The 22,011-nt window shown below is 50.6% G+C and carries 21 protein-coding genes and 1 other annotated feature; of the genes, 20 read left to right on the top strand and 1 reads right to left on the bottom strand.

The genetic code is table 11. The features are described 5' to 3' along the window. Positions 1-33: 33 nt before the first annotated feature. Entirely contained in the window at positions 34-636 is a 603-nt protein-coding gene (locus tag PJDR2_RS22315; RefSeq protein ID WP_015845992.1) for a TetR/AcrR family transcriptional regulator, read from the bottom strand. Between the two features lie 234 nt (positions 637-870). Between PJDR2_RS22315 and PJDR2_RS22310 the strand changes: the two genes are divergently transcribed. From PJDR2_RS22310 to rpmA, 20 genes are all read left to right on the top strand, one after another. After that, positions 871-2,373, top strand: coding sequence for an MDR family MFS transporter (locus PJDR2_RS22310; RefSeq protein ID WP_015845991.1), 1,503 nt, complete (start codon positions 871-873; stop codon positions 2,371-2,373). Positions 2,374-2,445: 72 nt separating this feature from the next. Next, positions 2,446-2,680: a binding site (T-box leader), on the top strand. A gap of 265 nt (positions 2,681-2,945) precedes the next feature. After that, positions 2,946-5,597: a valine--tRNA ligase gene (locus tag PJDR2_RS22305; protein ID WP_015845990.1), complete on the top strand. Its 2,652-nt coding sequence runs from the start codon at positions 2,946-2,948 to the stop codon at positions 5,595-5,597. A 27-nt stretch (positions 5,598-5,624) separates the two neighbouring features. Continuing rightward, complete coding sequence (locus tag PJDR2_RS22300) at positions 5,625-7,001, top strand: bifunctional folylpolyglutamate synthase/dihydrofolate synthase (RefSeq protein ID WP_015845989.1); 1,377 nt, start codon at positions 5,625-5,627, stop codon at positions 6,999-7,001. A 7-nt stretch (positions 7,002-7,008) separates the two neighbouring features. Beyond that, a complete protein-coding gene (gene murC / locus PJDR2_RS22295) occupies positions 7,009-8,397 on the top strand; it encodes a UDP-N-acetylmuramate--L-alanine ligase (RefSeq protein WP_015845988.1) in 1,389 nt (462 codons plus the stop codon). Between the two features lie 154 nt (positions 8,398-8,551). After that, entirely contained in the window at positions 8,552-10,042 is a 1,491-nt protein-coding gene (locus tag PJDR2_RS22290) for an SPOR domain-containing protein (RefSeq protein WP_015845987.1), read from the top strand. A gap of 62 nt (positions 10,043-10,104) precedes the next feature. Continuing rightward, complete coding sequence (locus PJDR2_RS22285) at positions 10,105-10,347, top strand: DUF4321 domain-containing protein (RefSeq protein WP_015845986.1); 243 nt, start codon at positions 10,105-10,107, stop codon at positions 10,345-10,347. Between the two features lie 38 nt (positions 10,348-10,385). Then, positions 10,386-11,012: a Maf family protein gene (locus tag PJDR2_RS22280; protein ID WP_015845985.1), complete on the top strand. Its 627-nt coding sequence runs from the start codon at positions 10,386-10,388 to the stop codon at positions 11,010-11,012. Positions 11,013-11,215: 203 nt separating this feature from the next. Next, positions 11,216-11,902: a RadC family protein gene (radC, locus tag PJDR2_RS22275; protein WP_015845984.1), complete on the top strand. Its 687-nt coding sequence runs from the start codon at positions 11,216-11,218 to the stop codon at positions 11,900-11,902. 41 nt (positions 11,903-11,943) lie between these two features. After that, positions 11,944-12,972, top strand: coding sequence for a rod shape-determining protein (locus PJDR2_RS22270; RefSeq protein WP_015845983.1), 1,029 nt, complete (start codon positions 11,944-11,946; stop codon positions 12,970-12,972). A gap of 77 nt (positions 12,973-13,049) precedes the next feature. After that, complete coding sequence (gene mreC, locus PJDR2_RS22265) at positions 13,050-13,886, top strand: rod shape-determining protein MreC (protein ID WP_049790071.1); 837 nt, start codon at positions 13,050-13,052, stop codon at positions 13,884-13,886. Between the two features lies 1 nt (position 13,887). Further along, entirely contained in the window at positions 13,888-14,421 is a 534-nt protein-coding gene (gene mreD / locus PJDR2_RS22260; RefSeq protein WP_015845981.1) for a rod shape-determining protein MreD, read from the top strand. A gap of 66 nt (positions 14,422-14,487) precedes the next feature. Further along, positions 14,488-15,144, top strand: coding sequence for a septum site-determining protein MinC (locus PJDR2_RS22255; protein WP_015845980.1), 657 nt, complete (start codon positions 14,488-14,490; stop codon positions 15,142-15,144). Positions 15,145-15,157: 13 nt separating this feature from the next. Beyond that, the gene (gene minD / locus PJDR2_RS22250; RefSeq protein WP_015845979.1) at positions 15,158-15,949 is read left to right on the top strand and encodes a septum site-determining protein MinD; all 792 of its coding nucleotides are present in this window, start codon (positions 15,158-15,160) and stop codon (positions 15,947-15,949) included. A gap of 7 nt (positions 15,950-15,956) precedes the next feature. Beyond that, entirely contained in the window at positions 15,957-17,105 is a 1,149-nt protein-coding gene (locus PJDR2_RS22245; protein ID WP_015845978.1) for an FtsW/RodA/SpoVE family cell cycle protein, read from the top strand. 503 nt (positions 17,106-17,608) lie between these two features. Further along, positions 17,609-18,589: a peptidoglycan DD-metalloendopeptidase family protein gene (locus PJDR2_RS22235; protein ID WP_015845977.1), complete on the top strand. Its 981-nt coding sequence runs from the start codon at positions 17,609-17,611 to the stop codon at positions 18,587-18,589. Next, positions 18,582-19,463 (top strand): M50 family metallopeptidase, encoded by an 882-nt coding sequence (locus PJDR2_RS22230; protein ID WP_015845976.1) that lies wholly within the window; start codon positions 18,582-18,584, stop codon positions 19,461-19,463. The genes PJDR2_RS22235 and PJDR2_RS22230 overlap by 8 nt, the downstream gene beginning before the upstream one ends. An 84-nt stretch (positions 19,464-19,547) precedes the next feature. After that, positions 19,548-20,798, top strand: coding sequence for an Rne/Rng family ribonuclease (locus PJDR2_RS22225; protein WP_041613567.1), 1,251 nt, complete (start codon positions 19,548-19,550; stop codon positions 20,796-20,798). Positions 20,799-20,961: 163 nt separating this feature from the next. Next, positions 20,962-21,273: a 50S ribosomal protein L21 gene (gene rplU, locus PJDR2_RS22220; RefSeq protein WP_015845974.1), complete on the top strand. Its 312-nt coding sequence runs from the start codon at positions 20,962-20,964 to the stop codon at positions 21,271-21,273. 12 nt (positions 21,274-21,285) lie between these two features. Beyond that, positions 21,286-21,621, top strand: a complete 336-nt coding sequence (locus PJDR2_RS22215) for a ribosomal-processing cysteine protease Prp (protein WP_015845973.1) — start codon at positions 21,286-21,288, stop codon at positions 21,619-21,621. Between the two features lie 17 nt (positions 21,622-21,638). Further along, entirely contained in the window at positions 21,639-21,950 is a 312-nt protein-coding gene (gene rpmA / locus PJDR2_RS22210; protein ID WP_015845972.1) for a 50S ribosomal protein L27, read from the top strand. The last annotated feature ends 61 nt before the right edge of the window (positions 21,951-22,011 follow it).

Here is a 22,011-nt window from a genome sequence, read left to right as displayed (position 1 = left end):
AGCTTTTTTAAAGGACGGAGAAGCCGATTCACCTTACTTGGTCTTGAACAGCGGATTCAGCATCGTAATACAGAAGTTGTCCGCAATCTGTTCGATCGAATAACCCAGCACCTTCGAATAATAGATAAGAGATTCGGGAGCCATGGCACTGATCAGCATATGGGCTGTAAATTCGGGAATAAGCGCTATAATTTCGTCTTTGCTCTGTGCTTCCTGAAGAAGAGATAGAAACAGATTATTTAGTTTCCGGTAGTTTGGACTTTCGTAGAAATCCATGTCATCAGGCTTGCACGTTTTGCTGACCTTAATGACATTGAGCCATTCCAGCTGATCATTCGAGAATACGATCAGACGCCGGAGAACGGCTGTCAATCTGTCCCGGACAGGCTTATCGGCGAGCGGCTCAAGCAGCCGGCGGATTTCCTCCATCAGATCCTCGAAGGTATCATTCATCAGGTCCATACATAAGTCGGATTTATTCGCATAACGCCTGTACAGCGTGCCTTGTCCAATTTGAATGGATTTAGCAATCTGGTGCATGCTGACGGCTTCAACACCGTGCTCGGCAAAAAGGGACCTTGCGGTTTGCAGAATCATCTTGCTCACCTCTTGCGAGTCCTTCTTTTTATCGGTCATGCGCGCACCCTCCATTTCATGAAAAAATAAATAAAGCATGACTGTATTGACAAACCGGACAATTGTCCGGTATCATACGTTAGCGGACAATTGTCCGCAGTCGTCTTGCGCCTTACTCATTTTACTGCTGGATAGTACAGAGGTCAAGGCGTCAGCGGATTTGCAATAGAGGGAAAGTAACTTGCTGCCCAAGCAAGAATTACTTCAATATTTTTTAGGAGGAGAGAGGAATACATGACTGAAGCAACAAACAACAACTCCATGTCTATCAAATCCATAATGGTACCGCTTCTTGCTATCATTGTGGGGATGTTCATGGTTATTCTCGACGGTACGGCAATGAACGTAGCGATTCCCAAGCTGCGCGAAGATTTTGGGGGAGCAAGCCTGTCGCTTATTCAATGGACGGTAACGGGCTACGCGCTTGCGCAGGCTGCCGTTATTCCGCTTGCCGGATGGTTATCCGACCGTTTCGGCGCGAAGCAAATCTATTTGACTTCCATCGTTTTGTTTACAATTGGTTCCGCGCTTTGCGCATTTGCGACAACGGCTGATCAATTGATTATTTTCCGTATTATTCAAGGTCTAGGCGGCGGTATGGTTGCCCCGATTGCAATGGCCTTTACTTATCGTTTAAGCCCTCCGGGCAAACAAGGTGCCGTGATGGGCATGATCGGTATTCCGATGCTTCTCGCGCCTGCTCTTGGACCTGTTCTTGCCGGCTGGCTGGTTGACTATGTAACCTGGCACTGGATCTTTATCATTAACATCCCTGTAGGCGTTGTGGCGGTGGTTCTTGGTATTCGCACCTTGCCGGCTTTAGCCCGCCAAACGGTTCCGCAGCTTGACGTGCTTGGCATGATCTTTGCTCCGCTGGCTTTCGCCGGTCTTGCTTACGGCGTCAGCGAAGGCGGCACGGACTGGGGCTCTGCGAAAACGTTGACCGGTCTTATCGTAGGCGGCGTCTCGCTTATCATCTTTATTATCGTGGAATTGAACCGCAAACAGCCGCTTCTTGAGCTTCGCGTGTTCAAATCGGCGGATTTCTCCAAAGGGATTGTGGTTCAATGGGTATCCCAGATCGCCCTCTTTGGCACGTTGTTCCTGTTCCCGCTGTTCCTGCAGACAGCCAAGGGCTACTCTGCACTTGATACCGGCTTGATCCTGCTTCCGCAGGCTTTGGCGGCAGCGGTCTTTATGCCGATTGGCGGCAAGCTGTTTGACAAGATTGGCGCTCGCCCGCTTGTTATGAGCGGTCTGGCAATCGTAACGATCGGAGCGTTCCTCCTGTCGAACATCTCGTCCGACGCAACGGTAGGCTCGTATATCTTGCCGCTTATTCTGCTTGGAGCGGGTATGGGTCTTTCGATGATGCCGCTGAATACGCATATTATTCAATCGGCTCCTCCCGAGCTGGTCAGCCGCGTAACCTCGCTCACGAATGCAGCCCAGCAGGTTATGACTTCCTTTGCGGTAGCGGGGCTTGCAACGATTCTGGCAAGACGCACCGAGCATTACATGGCTTCCGAAATGGCGGCTGGAGGCATTACGAATCCTGCCGACATCACTCCTGTAATTGCTTCCCATGTGGCGGCATCCTCTTACGGGGATACGTTCCTGATTCTGACGATTATCGGTGTCGTTGGCACGCTGATCGGGTTCTTGTTGTCGAAGCCGAAGCGCGCGGAAGGCGCAAGCACGGAAAAAGCCGAAATGCCAATGATGATGGGTCACTAATTAGGCATAGACGCAAGTTGACTTTCGGGGACATCTTGGATAAAATATGCTATATCTGATTTTTTTCAACATATATTGACGTTGAAGGGGAAGAGTAAGCAGCCAAGCCTTCAGAGAGCGGGACTGTAACGCTGAAAGGTACCGCAGGAATTTACTGCTTCGCTTGTCGCCCCGGAGTTGCTTGAAAGAAGCGGGTTTATCCGTTATTTCAAGCCGGCCGCAGCCGTTATCTGTTTGAGTGCCGTGCTTGCTTTTCTGAGGTGCGGAACAAAGGTGGTACCACGGAAGATAACCTTTCGTCCTTTGCTATAAGGGCGGAAGGTTTTTTTGTATTTCTATCCATGCAATGACAAAAATGGTAATGCTTACGAAGCATGAATCACCACAAACGGTTGATGAACAACCTAGTTTGGCAATTCATTTGGTTTATGCTTACGAAGCATGAATCACCACAAACGGTTGATGAACAACCTAGTTTGGCAATTCATTTGGTTTATGCTTACGAAGTATGAATCACCACAAACGGTTGATGAACAACCTAGTTTGGCAATTCATTTTAGGAGGAAGTAAAGATGTCAGACAAGACAACGATGCCGACGACTTATGATCCGAAGGCAGCTGAGCAGAAATGGTACGATTTCTGGCAGCAGGGGCAATTTTTCAAGGCGGGCCAGCGCCCGGACGCAAAGCCTTTTACGATCGTAATCCCGCCGCCAAACGTTACGGGGATGCTTCATATCGGGCACGCGCTCGATTTCACCCTTCAAGATATCATTATCCGCACCAAACGGATGCAGGGCTTTGACACGCTGTGGCTGCCGGGCACCGACCATGCGGGTATTGCTACTCAAACCAAGGTAGAACAGAAGCTGCGCGAGCAGGGGCTGAGCCGTTACGACCTTGGACGCGAGAAGTTCCTGGAGCAGGTTTGGGACTGGAAAGAGCTTTATGCGGGCACGATTCGCGAGCAATGGGGCAAAATGGGACTGTCTCTGGACTATTCCCGCGAACGTTTTACATTGGATGAAGGTTTGTCCAAGGCGGTACGTGAAGTATTCGTCCGTTTGCATGAGAAGGGCCTTATCTACCGAGGCAAAAAGATTATTAACTGGGATCCGGCTGCCCGCACGGCTTTGTCCGATATTGAAGTAGAGTACAAAGAGCTCAACGGCCACCTGTACCATCTCCAATATCCGCTCAAGGACGGCAGCGGCCATATTACCGTTGCAACAACGCGTCCGGAGACGATGCTCGGCGATACGGCCGTAGCGGTTCATCCGGAAGACGAGCGTTACAAGCACCTGATTGGCCAAATGATCGTGCTGCCGGTTGTTGGCCGCGAGATTCCGATTATTGCCGATGAATACGTGGAGAAGGATTTTGGTTCCGGCGCGGTAAAAATCACGCCTGCGCATGACCCGAATGACTTCGAGGTTGGCCTGCGCCATGACCTGCCGCAAATCATCGTAATGGATGAGACAGGCACCATGAACGAGCATGCGGGTCCTTATCAAGGTCTCGACCGCGCAGACTGCCGCAAGCAGCTGGTGAAGGATCTGCAGGAGCAAGGCGTTTGCATCCGCATCGAGGATCACGTGCATCAAGTTGGCCATAGCGAGCGCAGCGGCGCGGTTGTTGAACCGTATTTGTCGACGCAATGGTTCGTTGCGATGAAGCCGCTGGCTGAACGCGCGATTGAAGCGCAAAAATCCGGCAATGGCGTTAACTTTGTACCGGACCGCTTCGAGAAAATTTATTTGAACTGGATCGAGAATGTTCGCGACTGGTGTATTTCCCGCCAGCTGTGGTGGGGCCACCGCATTCCGGCGTGGTACTGCGAATCCTGCGGCGAGATGCATGTTGCCCGCGAGGACGTAACAGCCTGCGCGGCTTGCGGCAGCGCATCGCTGCGTCAGGACGAAGACGTTCTGGATACCTGGTTCAGCTCCGGGCTTTGGCCGTTCTCCACGCTCGGCTGGCCGGAAGAAACGGAAGACTTCAAACGTTACTACCCGACGGATGTTCTTGTAACGGGTTATGACATCGTTTATTTCTGGGTTGCCCGCATGATCTTTACGGCACTTGAGTTCACGGATCAAATTCCGTTCAAGGACGTGCTGATGCATGGTCTCGTTCGCGACGCGGAAGGACGCAAAATGTCCAAATCGCTTGGCAACGGCGTTGACCCGCTTGACGTAATCGAGAACTACGGTGCCGATGCGATGCGTTACATGATCTCGACAGGCAGCACGCCGGGTCAGGATCTGCGCTTCCGGATCGAGAAAGTCGAGCAGGCCCGCAATTTTGCGAACAAGATTTGGAACGCATCCCGTTTCGCTCTGATGAACCTCGAGGGCTTTACGTCTTCCGATATCGATATCAAGAGCAATCTCGGTACGGCTGAACGCTGGATCCTGCATCGTCTTAACGAAACGGTGCGCGAAGCGACCCGTCTGATCGACAGCTACGAGTTCGGAGAAACCGGCCGTATTTTGTACAACTTCATCTGGGATGATCTGTGCGACTGGTATATCGAATTTGCGAAGCTTAATCTGTACGGCACTGACGAGCAGGCAAAACGCGCGACGCAGTCGGTACTCGCTTATGTGCTTGACCGTACGCAGCGTCTGATTCATCCGTTTATGCCTTACATCAGCGAGGAAATCTGGCAGCATCTGCCGCATGAAGGCGAGTCGATTACCTTAGCCGCTTGGCCGGTATACGAGGAAGCTCTTGAAGCGCCGGAAGCGGTAAAAGAGATGGAGCTTCTCATGGACATTATCCGTGCGGTACGCAACGTTCGTGCGGAAGTGAATGTACCGATGAGCAAGAAGGTTGAGCTGATGATCAAGCCTTCCGGTGAAGCGGAAGCGGCGATTGTCAGCCGCAACGAAGAATTTATCAGACGTTTCTGCGGCACTTCGTCGTTTGAGACCGGTCTTGGCTTGGCAGCTCCGGATAAAGCAATGACGGCAATCGTAACCGGTGCGGAGCTTTACCTGCCACTTGCGGGCCTGATCGATATTTCGCAGGAGATCGCCCGTCTAGAGAAAGAGCTCGCAACGCTGAATTCCGAAGTAGAGCGCGTAGAGAAAAAGCTTGGTAACGAAGGTTTTGTTGCGAAGGCTCCGGCTAAAGTCATTGAAGAAGAACGCGCCAAAATGGCAGACTACGCAGGCAAACGAGATAAGGTTCTTGCGCGTATCGAAGAGCTGCGCAGCTAATGATCTGATGGAAGAAGGACGCTTACGATGATCGAAAACGGAACAGGAATGGAACGAAGCGGCATGCTTCGTTCCTATAAGGAAGCGGTCGATTGGATCAACGGGCTTATTCCGTTTGGAATCCGCCCGGGTCTTGACCGTATTGAGCAGCTGCTGGAGAGACTGAATAACCCTCACCGCAGACTCAAATTTATTCATATTGCGGGTACAAACGGAAAAGGTTCAACCTGCGCATACTTAACAAGCGTATTGATGAAATGCGGATATGATGTGGGGACGTTTACTTCGCCTTATATTACGAAGTTCACAAACCGGTTCCAATATAACGGCCAGGATATTGACGAAGAGACTCTTCTTCGTCTGTCCAATGTGCTTAAGTCGCATGTAGAGGAATTAGCGGAGACGGAGTTCGGCTCGCCTACGATGTTCGAAGTATCTACGGCTCTTGCCATTCTGTTCTATGCGACCGTCACTTATCCGGATTATGTCGTTTGGGAAACAGGGCTTGGCGGAAGAATGGACGTTACGAATATCGTTACGCCTATCATCTCCGTCATTACGAATGTCGGCCATGACCATATGGACCGGCTTGGCGACACGCTTGAGGCCGTAGCCTTCGAGAAAGCCGGCATTATTAAAGCCGGCGTTCCAGTAGTAAGCGCAGTGGATCAGCCTGAAGTCGTTGAGGTTGTGAAGCGGACGGCAGCAGAGAAGAAGAGTACGCTGTATCTGTTAGGCGATCAGTTTAACATCAAGGAACTGTCGAGCGAAGAGGATGAGCAAACCTTCCGTTTCGAAGGGATGTTCCGTTCTATTGATCCGCTCACGATTACCCTTAATGGCGCGCATCAGCGGACGAATGCTGCCGTTGCGGTCATGACGCTTGAAGTGCTTCGTCAATATTACGCTTTGATCGTAGAAGACGATGCGCTAGCAGACGGGCTGCGCGAGGCGAAATGGCCGGGACGCCTGGAAATGGTATCCCGTTCTCCCCGCATTCTGATTGACGGGGCGCATAATCCGGAAGGTGCTGAATCGCTTGTGCAGGCACTTCGTTCGACTTACCGGTATGATCGTCTTCATGTCATGATGGCGATGGTAGAGAATAAGAATCATCGGGATGTTCTAAAGCATATACTACCAATAGTGGATACGCTTATCGTGACCGAGCCTGATTTCCGCAGCAAGCTAGATGCGGAACTTCTCGCCGATCTTGTCCGCGATGTGAAGCCTGCGGAGTCTTCCTTTGAGCTTATCGTGGAGAAAGATTGGCGAGAAGGCCTCCGCAAATTGCAACAATTGACCGGGGAAACAGACCTTGGGGTTGTGACTGGTACGCTTTATTTAATAGGTGACGTTCGCTCCCGCATATTGTACAACTCGGATTCTGAAAAAGGTTGGTGAACCGTCTTTGAATACGGCAGAACATGTTCATTTCATCGGAATCGGCGGTTACGGCATGAGCGCAATCGCCCGCGTTATGCTAGAAATGGGATATAAAATTACCGGTTCCGATGTAGCCCGTCAGGAATTGACGGAAAAGCTAGCGGCGAAAGGCGCGCAAATCTATATCGGCCATGAGGCGGAGCATGTCAAGGGCGCCGATCTTGTCGTTTATTCGACAGCGCTCTCGAAAGACAATGTGGAGCGGATGGCGGCGGAAGAGCTGAATATTCCGGTGCTGCACCGTGCTCAAATGCTTGCGCGGCTCATGAATGCCGGCAAAGGCGTGGCCGTAGCCGGAGCACATGGGAAGACGACTACTTCCTCCATGATCGCGCTTGTTATGGAAAAATGCGATGCCGATCCAACTTATATTATCGGCGGCGAGATCGTCAATGTGGGAACGAACGCAAAAGCCGGCAAAGGCGAATATGTCGTTGCGGAAGCGGATGAAAGCGACGGTTCATTCTTGCAGTATCACCCGAGCATTGCCATTGTCACAAACATTGAGCCTGACCACCTGGAGAACTATGACGGAGATTTCGGGAAGCTGAAAGCCGCTTACGTGAAATTCCTTTCCCAGGTTAAAGAGAACGGCAAAGCGATTGTATGCGCGGATGACGAGACGATTACCGAGCTGCTTCCGAAGCTTGATGCGGACACAGCTTCGAAGCTGATTACTTACGGTATCGACAGCGATTCCGAGTATAAAGCGGAAAATATCAGCCTTGGCGACCGAAAGGTATCGTTTGAAATGACGCATCGCGGTACGACGCTTGGCACACTCGAATTGTCGGTTCCGGGCCGCCACAATGTGTACAACGCGATGGCAACGGTCATTACCTGCCTCGAAGCGGGACTGTCATTTGACAATATCGCGAAAGCCATTCACGAATTTATCGGCGCAAAGCGACGGTTCCAGGTGCTTGGCGAAGTGAATGACATTCTGGTCATTGATGACTACGCGCATCACCCGACGGAGATTCAGGCAACGATAAGCGCAGCAAAAGCAACGGGTAAGCGTATTATTGCGGTATTCCAGCCTCAGCGCTACACGCGCACCTTCTTCCTGCTGGAGCAGTTCAGCCGGGCATTCCCGGAGGCGGATGAAGTTATCATTACGGATATCTACTCTCCGGCAGGCGAACAGCAGATTGAAGGGGTTCATTCCCGGAAGCTGGTTGAAATGATTAAGACAAACAGCAACGCCAACACGTCTTATATCCCGACAAAAGAAGAGGTGCTGGTGCATTTGACCGCTAAGGTTGCTCCGGGCGATCTTGTTATTACAATGGGTGCGGGCGACATTTGGAAAACGGCGGATGCACTTGCGAAGACGCTGAAAGCAAAAGCATAAACCATAAAATCAAGCATGGCGAAGAACGCCCTAAAATCCTCGAACGAGGTTTTTTAGGGCGTTTTTTTACGGAGTGAATCGGGGCAAATCTATCATAATTCTCTATCGAATCTCATAGAGTAGCAATAGAAGAACGGGACAAGGAGAGAATGACATGAACAAGAATAACAGGATCACTTACCGATTTGACCGCACCGGCCAGAGTGTTGAAGATAACGGCCGCAAGGAAATTAGCGCTAAGCCTCAGCAAGCCCCGGAACGGGAACAGGGCAAGCCTTCGAATATTGTACCTCTCTATGCCAAATCCGAGTATGAGACTGCGGAAAGCCCTTTTAGTCCCTGGATGAGTCCGTTCCAGGAGGATGTCGGCGCGCTTGAGGATCTGATTCGCGATACGGAACCACAGCCAGCTCCGGCAACGGAGAAGAAGCCGGCAGCAGCTCCCGCCGTTCTACCGGTAACAAAGCCAATGCTTGTTCAAGATCCGGCTGATCTTGATTCTCAACTAGAGACCGGACCATCGGCCAAGCAGAGGCAGCGTCCCGCGCAGTGGCATCCCCGCCAAAAGTTACAACCCTCTGCGGTATTGCCGGAGTCAATCCCGCAGTCTGAATCAAAGTCTGTTCAGCCGGAGCTGCATGCCATGCCTATGCAAACGGAGTCCGGTCCTTGGGGCGAGCTGCAGCATTATCCGGAGCTGGACGTGGACTTGAACCTGAATAACAATGGACAGAAGGCAAACCGCTGGTCCGGTCCGGTTCATAATTATTCCGCGCCTCCATCCTGGATCAAAGTGTTTCTATCGGTAGCTGGAGCCTTGGCAACGGGTGCGTTGTTCGGCTATTTGCTGCTATCCCTGTTTACAAATACGCCGGATCAGTCCGATTCCAATAATAAGTTGGCCAATCCCGTTAACGGATCCGTAACCAATCCAAGCGCGTCGCCAAACGGGGATAAAACGAATACAAATAGCGGCAAGTCCAGTCCGTCGACTAATCTGACAGCCGGCCGCGTGAAGCTGGACATACCGCTTCAATCGTATCAGCTGCTCCAATACGGGGTATTCAGCAACACGGAAGGCAGGGATGCTGCCATTAAGGAACTGACGGATAAAGGGCTGGCTGCAGCAGGGCTGCAAACGGCTAACGACTACCGGGTATATGCCGGAATGGCCATAGATCGGGCACGCGCGCTTGCCCTCAGCAATGATCTTGGCGAAGATGTTCCCGTCTATATCAAGCAGATCGACGTTCAAGTGCCCGAGCAGTTCCCGTTTGCAGGAGATGCGAAAGCGGCAACGGCGTTTATGAACAACATGATCGGCTTGATCAGCATGCTGGATGAACTGGCATTAACGCAGCTGGAGCAGCCAAGCTTGTCGCCGCTGAGCTCAGCCGCTGCCGAATCCTGGCAGGCAGAATATCAGAAGTGGACGGAAAGCGTCAAAGCGATGCAGGCAGGCGTAACGGACGAGTCCGGAAAAGCATTTCTCATAAAATTAATTCAATCTATGAATACTGCGGCTAAGTCGCTAGAGGAATACGATAAAAAGCCGTCGCAATCGCATTTGTGGGCTGTCCAAGACGCGCTTATGGACGCGGTTGGCACGCAAAAACAGTGGTATGAATCGATCAACGCATTGTAAACGAAATCGAACCTAAGTATAATAGGGAACAGGTGTCAATAAATGGCGAGAGGCGTTGAATAATGAAGAAAAACGGCTGGATTTTATTGCTTTTCCTCGTGCTGGGCTTAGTGGCCGGCGCACTCGTTGCGCGATGGCTGGAGCCAGTATCCGGAATCTCTTTTTTGACCAAAACAATCGATACAACCTGGTCTCCTGCCGTTGATCTGTATGTGCTCAGCCTGGATCTGAATGTACATGTTCAAATTAGCTTATTCAGTATTATTGGCGCTCTAGCCGCTATTTGGTTATATCGTAAAATGTAAACCGGCCAGTCTGCCGGAAATGAAGGAGCAAGTGGACTTTGAGCAAGTATGAATCGACTAAACCGATCAGCCAGCTTGTGCTGGCATCGTCGTCACCGCGCCGGAAGGAACTGGTCGCATCGCTGGGCCTTTCCTTGCCGGTTTATATTTTGTCCTCTGATGCCGACGAGTCGGTACCTTCCGATTGGGCGCCTGCACATATTGTCGAGCAGTTGGCTCTCCGTAAGGCGCATGCGACGGCAGCAATTCTGAAGGATCGCCGGGAAGAGAACCATTCTCTCGTGGTTGGAGCAGACACGATTGTTGTTGTAGACGGCCGGGTGCTTGGCAAGCCGAAGGACCATGAAGAGGCATTGTCCATGCTGCGAAGCCTTCAAGGGCGCGAGCATGAGGTTTATACGGGAGTGGCTTGCGTGGTTGCGGAGACCGGTGCCGAGACCTCCGCGCATCGGATGACGAAGGTTTATATGAAGCCGATGCGAGATGAAGTACTGAAGCGGTATATCGCAACGGGCGAACCCGATGATAAAGCGGGTGCTTACGGGATTCAAGGACTTGGCGCAACGCTGGTCGAGAAGATTGACGGCTGTTATTTTAATGTCGTTGGCTTGCCGGTGTCCCTGTTGTCGGACATGCTTGCTCATTATGAAATTCAGGTTTTCTAACCACATCAGCAAATATAAGTTTTGGAACTCGAAAACTAGCTTTCTGATTGGCGATAAAAACCACCACTGGATCGCGGTCGCTCATCTTCGATGCGCATCGATAGAAGTTTTTCTCAATTAACTTTTCATGAAGTGACCTTGATTTGGACATAACACCAAGTAATGCCATATCATTTTAGCTGGAAGAAGAGGCAGGGACGGACATGGAGCAAGGCAATCTGTTACGAAATGTCCCCCATGAAGAGCGACCAAGAGAACGCATGATGCAATATGGGGCCGAAGCGCTTAGCCATACCGAATTGCTTGCGATTCTGCTGCGTACGGGTACAAAGCAGGAATCGGCTGTGCATTTGGCTGGTAAAATATTGAAAGAATGCGGAAGCTTGCGAAATTTGCTTGATATGAGCATGAGCGAGCTGACGGCAATAAAAGGGATCGGACCGGTAAAAGCGGTCCAGCTGCGGGCCGGAATCGAGCTTGGACGCCGTATCGTACGGAGCGGACAAGGCGAGCTTGTGACGGTACGTAAACCGCAGGATGCTGCGAACTATGTGATGGAAGAGATGCGCTACCTGAAAAAGGAGCACTTCGTCTGCCTGTTTCTGAATACGAAGAACCATATTATTGCCCGGGAAACGTTATCGGTCGGCACGCTTAACGCGTCTCTTGTTCATCCAAGAGAAGTTTTTAGGGCGGCCGTGAAGGCCGGCAGCGCTTCAATTATTTGTGTTCATAATCATCCGAGCGGAGACCCTATGCCAAGCCCGGAGGACATCACATTAACGAAGCGTCTTGTGGAGGCTGGTGAACTGATGGGGATTGAAGTGCTGGACCATTTGGTCATCGGGGATGGAAGGTTTATCAGTTTGAAGGAACATGGTTACATGTAATATAATAAGTAGGATTGTCGCAATTAGAAGGGAGCATTAACATGTTTGGTGGTTTTTCGAAAGATTTGGGAATTGATTTGGGTACTGCAAACACGCTCGTATTTGTAAAAGGAAAAGGTATTGTTGTAAGAGAGCCGTCTGTTGTAGCTCTGCGTACTGACACAAAAACGATTGAAGCGGTTGGTGAACAAGCGAAAAAGATGATCGGCAGAACACCGGGCAACATTCGTGCTGTTCGTCCGATGAAAGATGGCGTTATCGCCGATTTCGAAACAACCGCAACAATGATTAAATATTTTATCCGTTCCGCGCAAAAACAAAAATCGCTGTTTCCTAAGCATCCTAACGTTATGGTTTGCGTACCGTCCGGTATTACTGCGGTAGAAAAACGCGCTGTTGAAGATGCGGCCAAGCAAGCGGGCGCTCGCGAAGCGTATACGATCGAAGAACCGTTTGCAGCTGCGATCGGTGCTGATCTTCCTGTTTGGGAGCCAACAGGCAGCATGGTTGTTGATATCGGCGGCGGCACAACGGAAGTTGCCGTTATTTCGCTTGGCGGTATCGTTACAAGCCGTTCGATCCGCGTAGCGGGCGACGAGATGGATGAAGCGATTATCCAATATATCAAACGTTTCTATAATCTTATGATTGGCGAAAGAACAGCCGAGCAGTTGAAGATGGAGATTGGCACGGCGCTTCCTTTCGATATTTCAGAATCGATCGAAATCCGCGGCCGCGACCTCGTAACGGGCCTGCCTAAGACGCTGCCTATTACATCGGAAGAAGTTACGGAAGCGCTGATGGACACGGTGAATTCAATTGTAGACGCAGTAAAAATTACGCTGGAAAAATGCCCGCCTGAATTGTCTGCCGACATTATGGACCGCGGTATTGTACTTACTGGCGGCGGAGCGTTGCTTCGCAACCTGGACAAGCTGCTGGCACGCGAGACAGGAATGCCTGTCATTGTAGCGGATAATCCGCTTGATTGCGTAGCTATTGGTACAGGCCGTTCGCTTGACCACATTCACTTGTTCAAAAAAGGCGGATCTTCCCGCTCGAAACGATAAGAGAACCAGAGCGGTTAGGATATGGAACGGGCAGGTGATTAAAACTGTTTAAGCTGCTAAGAAATAAGCGGTTGTTTATGCTTATGATCGGATTAATCCTGTTCATTGCGGTTATCGGTTTCTCACTAAGCGACCGCAAGGAGCTGACTTGGCCCGAGAAGTTTCTCGGCGATTCTGTTGGATTCGCGCAGCAATGGTTCTACAAGCCCGCTGGATTAGTAGCGGGCTTCTTTGAGGACATTCGCGAACTCAAGACGCTGCATGAGGAGAATGAACAGCTGAAGCTGACGGCTGCTGCTTATGCGCGGGACAAGATTAATTACAATTTTGTCCAGAAGGAGAACGAGCGGCTGCAGGAAGAGCTTCACTTTACGGAACGTCAGAAGAATATGTACAAATATAATTATTTGATTGCTCAAGTTATTGCAATTGATAACGATCCTTACAATCATACGATGGTTATTAACCTAGGTTCAAAGAACGGAATCAAGCCTAATATGGCAGTAACGACAATTGACGGACTTGTTGGACTTGTCAGCAATGTTCGTCCGTACACGGCAACGGTAACTCCGCTTACGGAACTCGATGACACCTCGCCGACGTCGAACGCCATTGCGGCAACGGTTCTCGGCAGGGAGAACGAGTCGTTTGGTATTGTCGGCAGCTATGACAAGGAAACGGATCGCCTCATTATGACCAAAATTGCCGAAAACGACAAAATGATTGTTGACGATACGGTTATTACATCCGGACTTGGCAATGTCTACCCTCGGGGTCTCGTGATCGGTACGGTGGAAACAAGGCAGGTCGGCGATTTTGGCCTTACCCATACCGCTACGATTAAAATGGCAGCCAAATTCGATCATCTGACCGAAGTGTTCGTCGTTCAGCCGACCGAATCGGGAGATGAATAAGATGGGCGATAAAGGCATCAACCGGCTTATTCTTGTCATGCTGCTCTTGTTTATCGTAGAGGGCGCCATAATGCCTTGGCTTATTCCGATTGAGCTGACGGGAAGAATCGTACCTCATTTTATGTTCGTTTTTGTTGTTTTTTCTGCCTTATACAGCGGGCGGCACCGGGCTTTATTTTTCGGAATAAGCTTTGGATTTCTGCAGGATATCATCTACTTCGGACATTTAATGGGTGTTAACGCCTTTTCCATGGGACTTATCGGATACTACACCGGCGTACTGCTGGAGCGCCGGCGCAGCACGCTGCTCACGGCGTTGTCCGTGGTCGGCCTCGGCTCTATTTTATACGACACGATTGTGTATTTCGTAAATATGGTTTTCCGGATTACGAAAGAAACGTATGCCTGGGCGCTAATGGATCATATTTTGCCAAGCCTGTTCCTTCAACTGGTCTTTGCGCTGGCGGTTTACGTACCGGCAAGGCGTCTTTTCGAAAGCCATTTGAAGCTGAATCCGGATTCGGATGAAGAATAATTTATAGGCAGAAAGCAGGAATTTGCACACCGCGAAAAGAATGGATTACGTTGGGGAGGGACAGACGTGACCGAGAAGCAGCATATTATGATTAAAGGTGTCAAGGAAGGTCTCGTGTTCCTTCTCGACGATAAGTGCGAATTCGCAGTTTTGCTTGACGAGCTGCAGTATAAGTTGGAGAAAACGCATCAGCAGCTGCTGACCGGCCCGCTCGTTCACGTGCATGTGAAACTTGGGGCAAGGCAGCTTGGCGAGGATGATAAGGAACGGATCAAATCGGTCATTCGCTCGCAGGGCAATTTAATGGTCCAGTCGATTGAATCGTCCTCTGCGGGGCAGGATGGAGCGAATACGGCTCCCGCCGGCCCTCATGTTATAACGGGAATTGTCCGTTCCGGCCAAACAATTGAGCATGACGGTGACCTGCTGCTAGCCGGGGATGTCAATCCGGGCGGTACAATCCTGTGCAGCGGAGATATATACGTAATGGGCGCACTGAGAGGTGTCGCCCATGCAGGCGTAAACGGCCGGCCGGATGTCATTATCGCCGCTTCGCTTATGCGTCCAACCCAGCTTCGAATTGCCGATGTCATCAGCCGTCCTCCGGAGGAATGGATGTCCGGGGATGCAGCCATGGAATTCGCTTATTTGTATGAGGGAAACATGCAGATTGACAAAATGACGCAATTATTCCGTTTACGCAATAATCCGATTAAGGTATAAGGGGTGTTCATGCATGGGAGAGGCGATTGTTGTAACATCAGGCAAAGGTGGAGTCGGTAAAACGACGACCTCGGCTAATTTAGGTACGGCACTTGCTTTGCTTGGCAAAAAGGTTTGTATGGTCGATACCGACATCGGATTGCGTAATTTGGATGTTGTAATGGGACTTGAGAATCGAATTATTTATGACCTGATAGATGTAGCTGAAGGACGCTGCCGGCTTAATCAGGCTTTGATTAAAGACAAGCGCTTTGAAGAACTGTATATGCTGCCTGCTGCCCAAACAAAGGATAAACAGGACGTATCGCCGGAGCAAGTCCGGGATATGGTGCTCGAGCTTAAGAAGGATTTCGATTACGTAATCATTGATTGTCCGGCAGGCATAGAGCATGGCTTCCGTAACGCGATTGCAGGCGCGGATCGTGCGATCGTTGTAACAACGCCGGAGAATGCAGCGGTCCGCGATGCTGACCGTGTTATCGGATTGCTCGAGAAAGAGCAGATTCCGTCCAAAATTATTATTAACCGGATTCGCCAGAACATGGTGAAGAACGGCGAAATGCTAGATATTGACGAAATTTGCCAGGTGCTTGCCGTTGATTTGCTTGGTATTGTCCCTGATGACGAGAAGGTCATCAAGGCTGCCAATTCCGGAGAACCAACGGTAATGGATCCCTCTTCGCGGGCTGCTATTGCTTACCGCAATATTGCGCGCCGGATCCTGGGCGATATGGTTCCGCTAATGCTGCTCGATGAGAAGGCCGGTGCCTTCAAACGTTTCCGCAAGTTTCTTGGAATAGGATGATTGCCTTGTGCTAAACAAGCTGAAAAAGATAGACTGGGGCATCGTAGCCATTCTGGTCTGCCTGATGGGCATTAGTACCATTTTGGTTAGAAGCGCTACGCATAACAACCCGCTTTATCACAACTATGATCTGAAAACAGTCGTCTTTTATATAGCCGGTTTTTTAGTAGCTATAATGGCTACCGTATTTGATTATCGCATCTTACTGAAAAGCTGGTACGTTTTATACGGTATCGGAGTGGCGCTGCTTATAGCGGTCTTCTTCTTTGGGGCAAACATTAACGGCGCGTCCGGTTGGTTCAAACTGCCGGGCGGCTTCTTGTTTCAGCCTGCCGAGATTATGAAGATCATTATTATTATCGGTATTGCTTATATTATGGGCCGTCGGCAGGGAGATCGGTTAACCTTTATCGAGGACTTGCTACCGATTGCGGCCTTTGCATTTCTGCCGTTCCTACTCGTCATGATTCAGCCTGACCTTGGCAACGCGATTATTTACATTGTTATCGTCTTGGGAATGCTCTGGATCGGCAACGTCAAGTATACCCATGTGCTTGTTGGATTGACCGCGGTTGTTGCGGCGGTCGTATTGTCTATCTCCTTGTTTTCCATGTTTAACACCGAGATTGAGACTTACCTGAAGGACCATCATAAGGAACACTGGTACAAACGGATCAATACGTTCCTGGACCCTAGCCAGGCATCATCCGATGACAAGCATCAGTCGGAAAATGCCAAGATAGCGATCGGTTCCGGCGGCCTCAGCGGCGACGGCTATTTGCAGGGCGACATGATTAACGGGAAGTTCATTCCCTATCCTTATTCCGATTCGATCTTTGTCGTAATCGGGGAGGAGTTTGGCTTCCAGGGCTCGGCGATCCTGCTGCTGCTGTACTTCCTATTGATATACAGGATGATACTTATCGCCTTCCGATGTTATGATAATCGGGCTGCGTTTATCGTTATCGGGATCGCCTCCATGTACGTCTTTCAGATATTTCAAAATATCGGCATGATGATCGGGCTTATGCCGATCACGGGGATTACGCTGCCTTTCATCAGCTACGGCGGTACCTCGCTCCTGCTCAACATGCTGTGTGTCGGTATTTTGTTTAGTATTAACGCCCACCAAGAGAAGTACGAGCTGGCCGAATAGGCCAGCTTTTTTGTTTTACAGGTAAATAGGCCGCGCTGCGCATCAAATGTTCTTCCGATCGCCATTGCTCGGGGATTCCTTGAACTATTCCAATCAGATTGGAATCCCCTCGCAAAAGCGACCGCTAACGCTTCTACAGAATCATTTGATGCTCCGCCCTTGCCCTTAACCTGCATCTCAAAAAGAGCTGAAGCCTTTCGCCCAGCTCGTGAAGAAACCGCCATGTCCGAGCAGACATAAACCTGCTCGGCTTTTTTCGGCCCTCAAGCTAAAACGGAGCAGTTGAATGATTCTGAAGAAGCGGCAGCGCTCGCCTTTGTTCACCGGATTCCAACCATTGACCAGTAAATTCAAGGAATCCGGGAACAACAGCGATCGAAGAACATTCAACTGCGCAGTTTCTGGCGCAGCATACTTGTCAGCTTGGCCACATATTTATGTAGAAAGGAAATGTGGGCTGCGCCAATGGCAGCCGGCTTGTCTTGCGAGAGGGAGGCTATTCGATGAGTAAAAAAGACGGTATCAGAGAGCGGCGTCAGGAGAAAATCAGACAGCTGCTGGAGCAGCAGGAAAGGCAGGCCAAGCTGTGGCAGCAGCAGGAGCGTAAACAGGAGCAGCAGGTCATGCCGGCCAAGGTACGGCCGGTTAAGGAAAAACAGAATCCGAGGTACGAGGAGCAGTCCTTTTTGCCTGTGCCCTATCATATGGATACGGGCGGCGGGGACGAGCTTGACCCGGAGAAGCTGTGGAAAACCAATCCGCATCCATGGCTGGGCTGGGAGTCCGGTGATGGGAAAAACGGCCGCCATGGAGGCGATATCGCTTCGATTTACGAGTCGATTAACGAAGGCGGCGGCCGCAGGCCCTTTTTCCGCAGCGAACTGAAATGGAAAGTCATTATAGCCGCACTTCTGTTTGCCGCGATCTGGGGTGTTTTTCACAATGAATCGCCGCTTGCGCAGAAGGGGCAAACCATCGTCAAAAACGCTTTAACGGATGAAATGGACTTTACGGCTGTTGCGACCTGGTACAAGGAGACTTTTGCCGGCGCGCCGTCTTTTATCCCGATTTTCAACCATAATACGAAAGAAGCCGAATCCGCTAACGGTTCAGTGGAATTGCCTGTTGTGTCTCCGCTTCCCAGCGGCGCTATCGTCCGCACCTTTGCCGAGCTCTTGAACGGAGTTGAGCTGGCTGGCACGTCCAAGGAAGAGGTATCGGCCATCGAGACGGGCAGAGTCCTGGTTGTATCGGAGGCAGAGAACGGCAGCGGCTTTACGGTTGTGATTGAGCATGCGAACGGCCGTGATTCCGTGTATGGCAAGCTGGGGGCTGCGAACGTTAAACAAAATGATTGGGTGGAAGCGGGCGACGGAATCGGGACATTGAAAGAAACCGCAAGCGAGGAGCCAAGTCTTCTTTATTTTGCTATACGTCAAAATAACCAATACGTCGATCCCGTGGGCGTGATTCCGATTGATTAAATGGAAGGGGATCCGCTGGTCCGTTCATCCGCTGTTTGTGCTTGTCATGATTGGTTCTGTTGTGACCGGTTATTTCGCCGAGCTCTTCACTTTATTTCTGATCGTGCTAGTCCATGAGATTGGACATGTCGTGGTTGCAAGAGCCTTTGATTTGACGGTGCGGGAAGTGAAGCTGCTTCCCTTTGGAGGCGTTGCGGAGATTGAAGATGCAGGCAGCATTCCGGCCAAGCAGGATTCGTTAATCGCCATCGCGGGTCCTCTTCAAAATGTATGGATGGGACTAGCCGCTTGGGGTTGCGGCCAGTTGGGCTGGTGGGATCCGGAATGGGCAGCTTATGTGTGGCAGGCAAATCTTATGATTGGCTTATTTAACCTGCTGCCTATTTATCCGCTGGACGGAGGCAAGCTGATGCAAGCTGCCTTCAGCTATGGCTTCAATTACTATTCCATGATGAAGTGGACCTCCTGGATCAGCATTAGCCTTAGCATGTTGATGATAGGCTATGCGTTGTCTAACGCATTCCGACCGGATGCCGGCATTCAGCTTAATCTGCTTGTAGTTGGCTTGTTCCTTCTGATGACGAATTGGACGTACTACCGCAACATGCCGTATTTGTTTGTCCGCTTCCTTATGCACCGCGACCGGGTTGCCGTCCGTGCCATCTCCCGCGGCACGCTGGCTCGTCCAATAATTGTAAATTTGAAGCAACCAATTATTGGTGTTGTTCGTCTATTATGGCGTGAACAGTACCATCTCTTTTATTTGATGGAGCTGGAAGGCCGAGTCGTCAAGGTTGTTCCCGAGAAAGAAATCGTTGACCGCTATTTGACCGAGCCGGATCCGAACCGGGCTGTTATCGAACTTTTTCGATAGAGGTAAAATAGACCACTTTTTCGCTTAGGAGCCTTGGTGTAGAATAGAGTAGATGACAAAAAGTAAGGCGGTTGATATTCGGGAATGAAGCGGATGTTAATGCACGGACACGGCGAGCTGCTGCAGACCGCCGTGCTGATGGACGGTCGGCTTATCGATTTTTTTATGGAACAGTCAGAGAGCAGCGGATTAGTCGGTAATGTATACAAGGGACGAGTAGTCAATGTTCTGCCAGGCATGCAGGCCGCTTTCGTAGATATCGGTCTGGGAAAAAACGCGTTTCTATACATAGATGATCTGCTGCACCCGCATTTGGAGAAACAGCCGGAGCACAAACCCTCTATCACGGAGCTGGTAAAACCCGGGCAGGAGCTTGTTGTACAAGTGATGAAAGAACCGATGGGCAGCAAAGGCGCCCGCGTAACGACTCATTTTACGCTGCCCGGCCGTTGGCTGGTCTACATGCCGATTGCCGGTTATATCGGAGTATCGAAGAAAATTATGGCCGAAAGCGAACGATCGCGGATCCGGATGATTGGCGAGCGGCTGAGGCAAGGCGAAGAAGGCATTATTATGCGTACTGCGGCGGAAGGCGAATGCGAGGAATCGCTTGGAGCCGACGTTGATCAGCTGCGTCAGCTGTGGACAAGCGTTCTGCAGCGTGCCGATCATGCCAAGGCGCCTGCGGAGCTGCACCGCGAGGCGGGGTTGCTGCGGCGGGCGGTAAGAGATACGCTGACGGACGATATGGATGAGGTATGGCTGGACGATCCTTCCCGTTACAGTGAAGCGGTTTCTCTTCTGAAGGAGATGACTCCGCATCTTGCCGGACGGTTGAAGCTGTTTGAAGCACGTAAGGAAAAGGTTTCTTTGTTCGACCGATTTGGGGTAACCGATCAGATTGAGGCAGCCTTTTCGTCCCGCATCCGTCTGGAGAGCGGCGGCTCACTCGTATGGGATGAGACGGAGGCCTTAACCGTTATTGACGTAAATACGGCAAAATACATTGGCGCTACAGGACTTGAAGATACGGTATTCAAGACAAATATGGAAGCGGCGGATGAGATAGCAAGGTTGCTCCGGATTCGCGACGTTGGCGGCATTATCGTTATTGATTTTATTGATATGGAAAATGAATCCAACCGGGAGAAGGTTATGGCCAGACTGTCGGATTGGGCGAAGAAGGACCGGACCAAATGCACGGTGTTTGGCTGGACAAGACTTGGACTTCTTGAATTGACGAGGCGGAAAGCCCGGGACAATGCCGCGCGGCAATTAACGGAGCGATGCCCGGCATGCGGCGGCACAGGAAAGAAATCTTCGATTCATTCCTAGGTAATAGTTGATTGGTTAGGCATAGTGTGCTAGAATGTTCTAGTATGTCTCATCCTATAACTGTGTGGACATGCATGAACCGCTCCAATCGGGTATAAGCGCGGCAGCTTTTGCTGCAGCCACCTGGATTAGGCGAGTCTTCGACAATAAGGAGGTGCAACTCATGTTCGCAATTATCGAAACTGGCGGCAAGCAATACAAAGTTCAAGAGGGCGATGTAATCTACATCGAAAAACTGAACGTAACTGAAGGCGAAAGCGTAACGTTTGATCGTGTATTGGCAGTATCTAACGGCGAAGGTCTCGTAACTGGTACTCCAGTTGTTTCCGGCGCTACGGTTTCCGGCAAAGTCGAGAAACAAGGTAAAGGCCAAAAGATCATCGTTTACAAATACAAAGCCAAAAAGAACTACCGCCGCAAGCAAGGTCATCGTCAACCGTTCACTAAAGTAACAATCGAGAAAATCCAAGCGTAAGAGGACTTTCTTATGATTTCCGTTACAGTGAAACGTAGAGCCGCTGACAGACGGATTGTATCTTTTGCGATCTCCGGACACGCTAAATATGCAGACCGCGGCAAGGATATTATCTGCGCCGGGGTGTCGGCCGTTTCGGTCGGAACCGTCAACGCTATCGAGGCTTTGGCGACGGTGGAATTACCTGCTGTGATGAAGAATGGCTGGCTATCGTCGGACATTCCGGAGCAGCCGGATAAGGAAATTGACGACAAAGTGCAGCTGTTGCTCGAATCGATGGTCGTTATGCTCGGCACAATCGCAAAAACTTACGGCAAATATGTCGTAATTCATGAACAACTTCTTTAACGAAGGAGGGAAACACCATGTTGAAATTAGATCTTCAGCTTTTCGCATCGAAGAAAGGTGTAGGTTCTACTAAGAACGGCCGCGACAGCCATTCGAAACGTCTTGGCGCTAAACGCGCTGACGGTCAAGTCGTATCCGCTGGCAGCATCTTGTTCCGCCAACGCGGTACTAAGATTCACCCAGGTACTAACGTGGGTATCGGTAAAGATGACACGCTGTTCGCACTGGTTGAAGGCGTAGTGAAGTTCGAACGTCTGGGACGCGATCGCAAAAAAGTGAGCGTGTACCCTGTTGATCTGGCTCCGGTAGCCGCAGCAGTAGAAGCTTAATAGCACCAAGTGCCCCGGCCTGATGAACAGGTCGGGGTTTTTGTTTGATTTTATAACGGCA

It is taken from the genome of Paenibacillus sp. JDR-2, assembly GCF_000023585.1.
Lineage (GTDB): Bacteria > Bacillota > Bacilli > Paenibacillales > Paenibacillaceae > Pristimantibacillus.
The sequence above is the reverse complement of the archived record's forward strand: the minus strand, read 5'-3'. Positions and strand labels throughout refer to the sequence as shown.

Bases quoted from the DNA above. Each gene is read 5' to 3' on its own strand.
- rpmA (WP_015845972.1), top strand. From the start codon at position 21,639: ATGTTGAAATTAGATCTTCAGCTTTTCGCATCGAAGAAAGGTGTAGGT.
- PJDR2_RS22225 (WP_041613567.1), top strand. From the start codon at position 19,548: ATGAAGCGGATGTTAATGCACGGACACGGCGAGCTGCTGCAGACCGCC.
- PJDR2_RS22215 (WP_015845973.1), top strand. From the start codon at position 21,286: ATGATTTCCGTTACAGTGAAACGTAGAGCCGCTGACAGACGGATTGTA.
- minD (WP_015845979.1), top strand. From the start codon at position 15,158: ATGGGAGAGGCGATTGTTGTAACATCAGGCAAAGGTGGAGTCGGTAAA.
- mreC (WP_049790071.1), top strand. From the start codon at position 13,050: ATGCTTATGATCGGATTAATCCTGTTCATTGCGGTTATCGGTTTCTCA.
- PJDR2_RS22300 (WP_015845989.1), top strand. From the start codon at position 5,625: ATGATCGAAAACGGAACAGGAATGGAACGAAGCGGCATGCTTCGTTCC.
- PJDR2_RS22305 (WP_015845990.1), top strand. From the start codon at position 2,946: ATGTCAGACAAGACAACGATGCCGACGACTTATGATCCGAAGGCAGCT.
- radC (WP_015845984.1), top strand. From the start codon at position 11,216: ATGGAGCAAGGCAATCTGTTACGAAATGTCCCCCATGAAGAGCGACCA.
- rplU (WP_015845974.1), top strand. From the start codon at position 20,962: ATGTTCGCAATTATCGAAACTGGCGGCAAGCAATACAAAGTTCAAGAG.
- mreD (WP_015845981.1), top strand. From the start codon at position 13,888: ATGGGCGATAAAGGCATCAACCGGCTTATTCTTGTCATGCTGCTCTTG.
- PJDR2_RS22270 (WP_015845983.1), top strand. From the start codon at position 11,944: ATGTTTGGTGGTTTTTCGAAAGATTTGGGAATTGATTTGGGTACTGCA.
- PJDR2_RS22310 (WP_015845991.1), top strand. From the start codon at position 871: ATGACTGAAGCAACAAACAACAACTCCATGTCTATCAAATCCATAATG.
- PJDR2_RS22290 (WP_015845987.1), top strand. From the start codon at position 8,552: ATGAACAAGAATAACAGGATCACTTACCGATTTGACCGCACCGGCCAG.
- PJDR2_RS22285 (WP_015845986.1), top strand. From the start codon at position 10,105: ATGAAGAAAAACGGCTGGATTTTATTGCTTTTCCTCGTGCTGGGCTTA.
- PJDR2_RS22315 (WP_015845992.1), bottom strand. From the start codon at position 636: ATGACCGATAAAAAGAAGGACTCGCAAGAGGTGAGCAAGATGATTCTG.
- PJDR2_RS22235 (WP_015845977.1), top strand. From the start codon at position 17,609: ATGAGTAAAAAAGACGGTATCAGAGAGCGGCGTCAGGAGAAAATCAGA.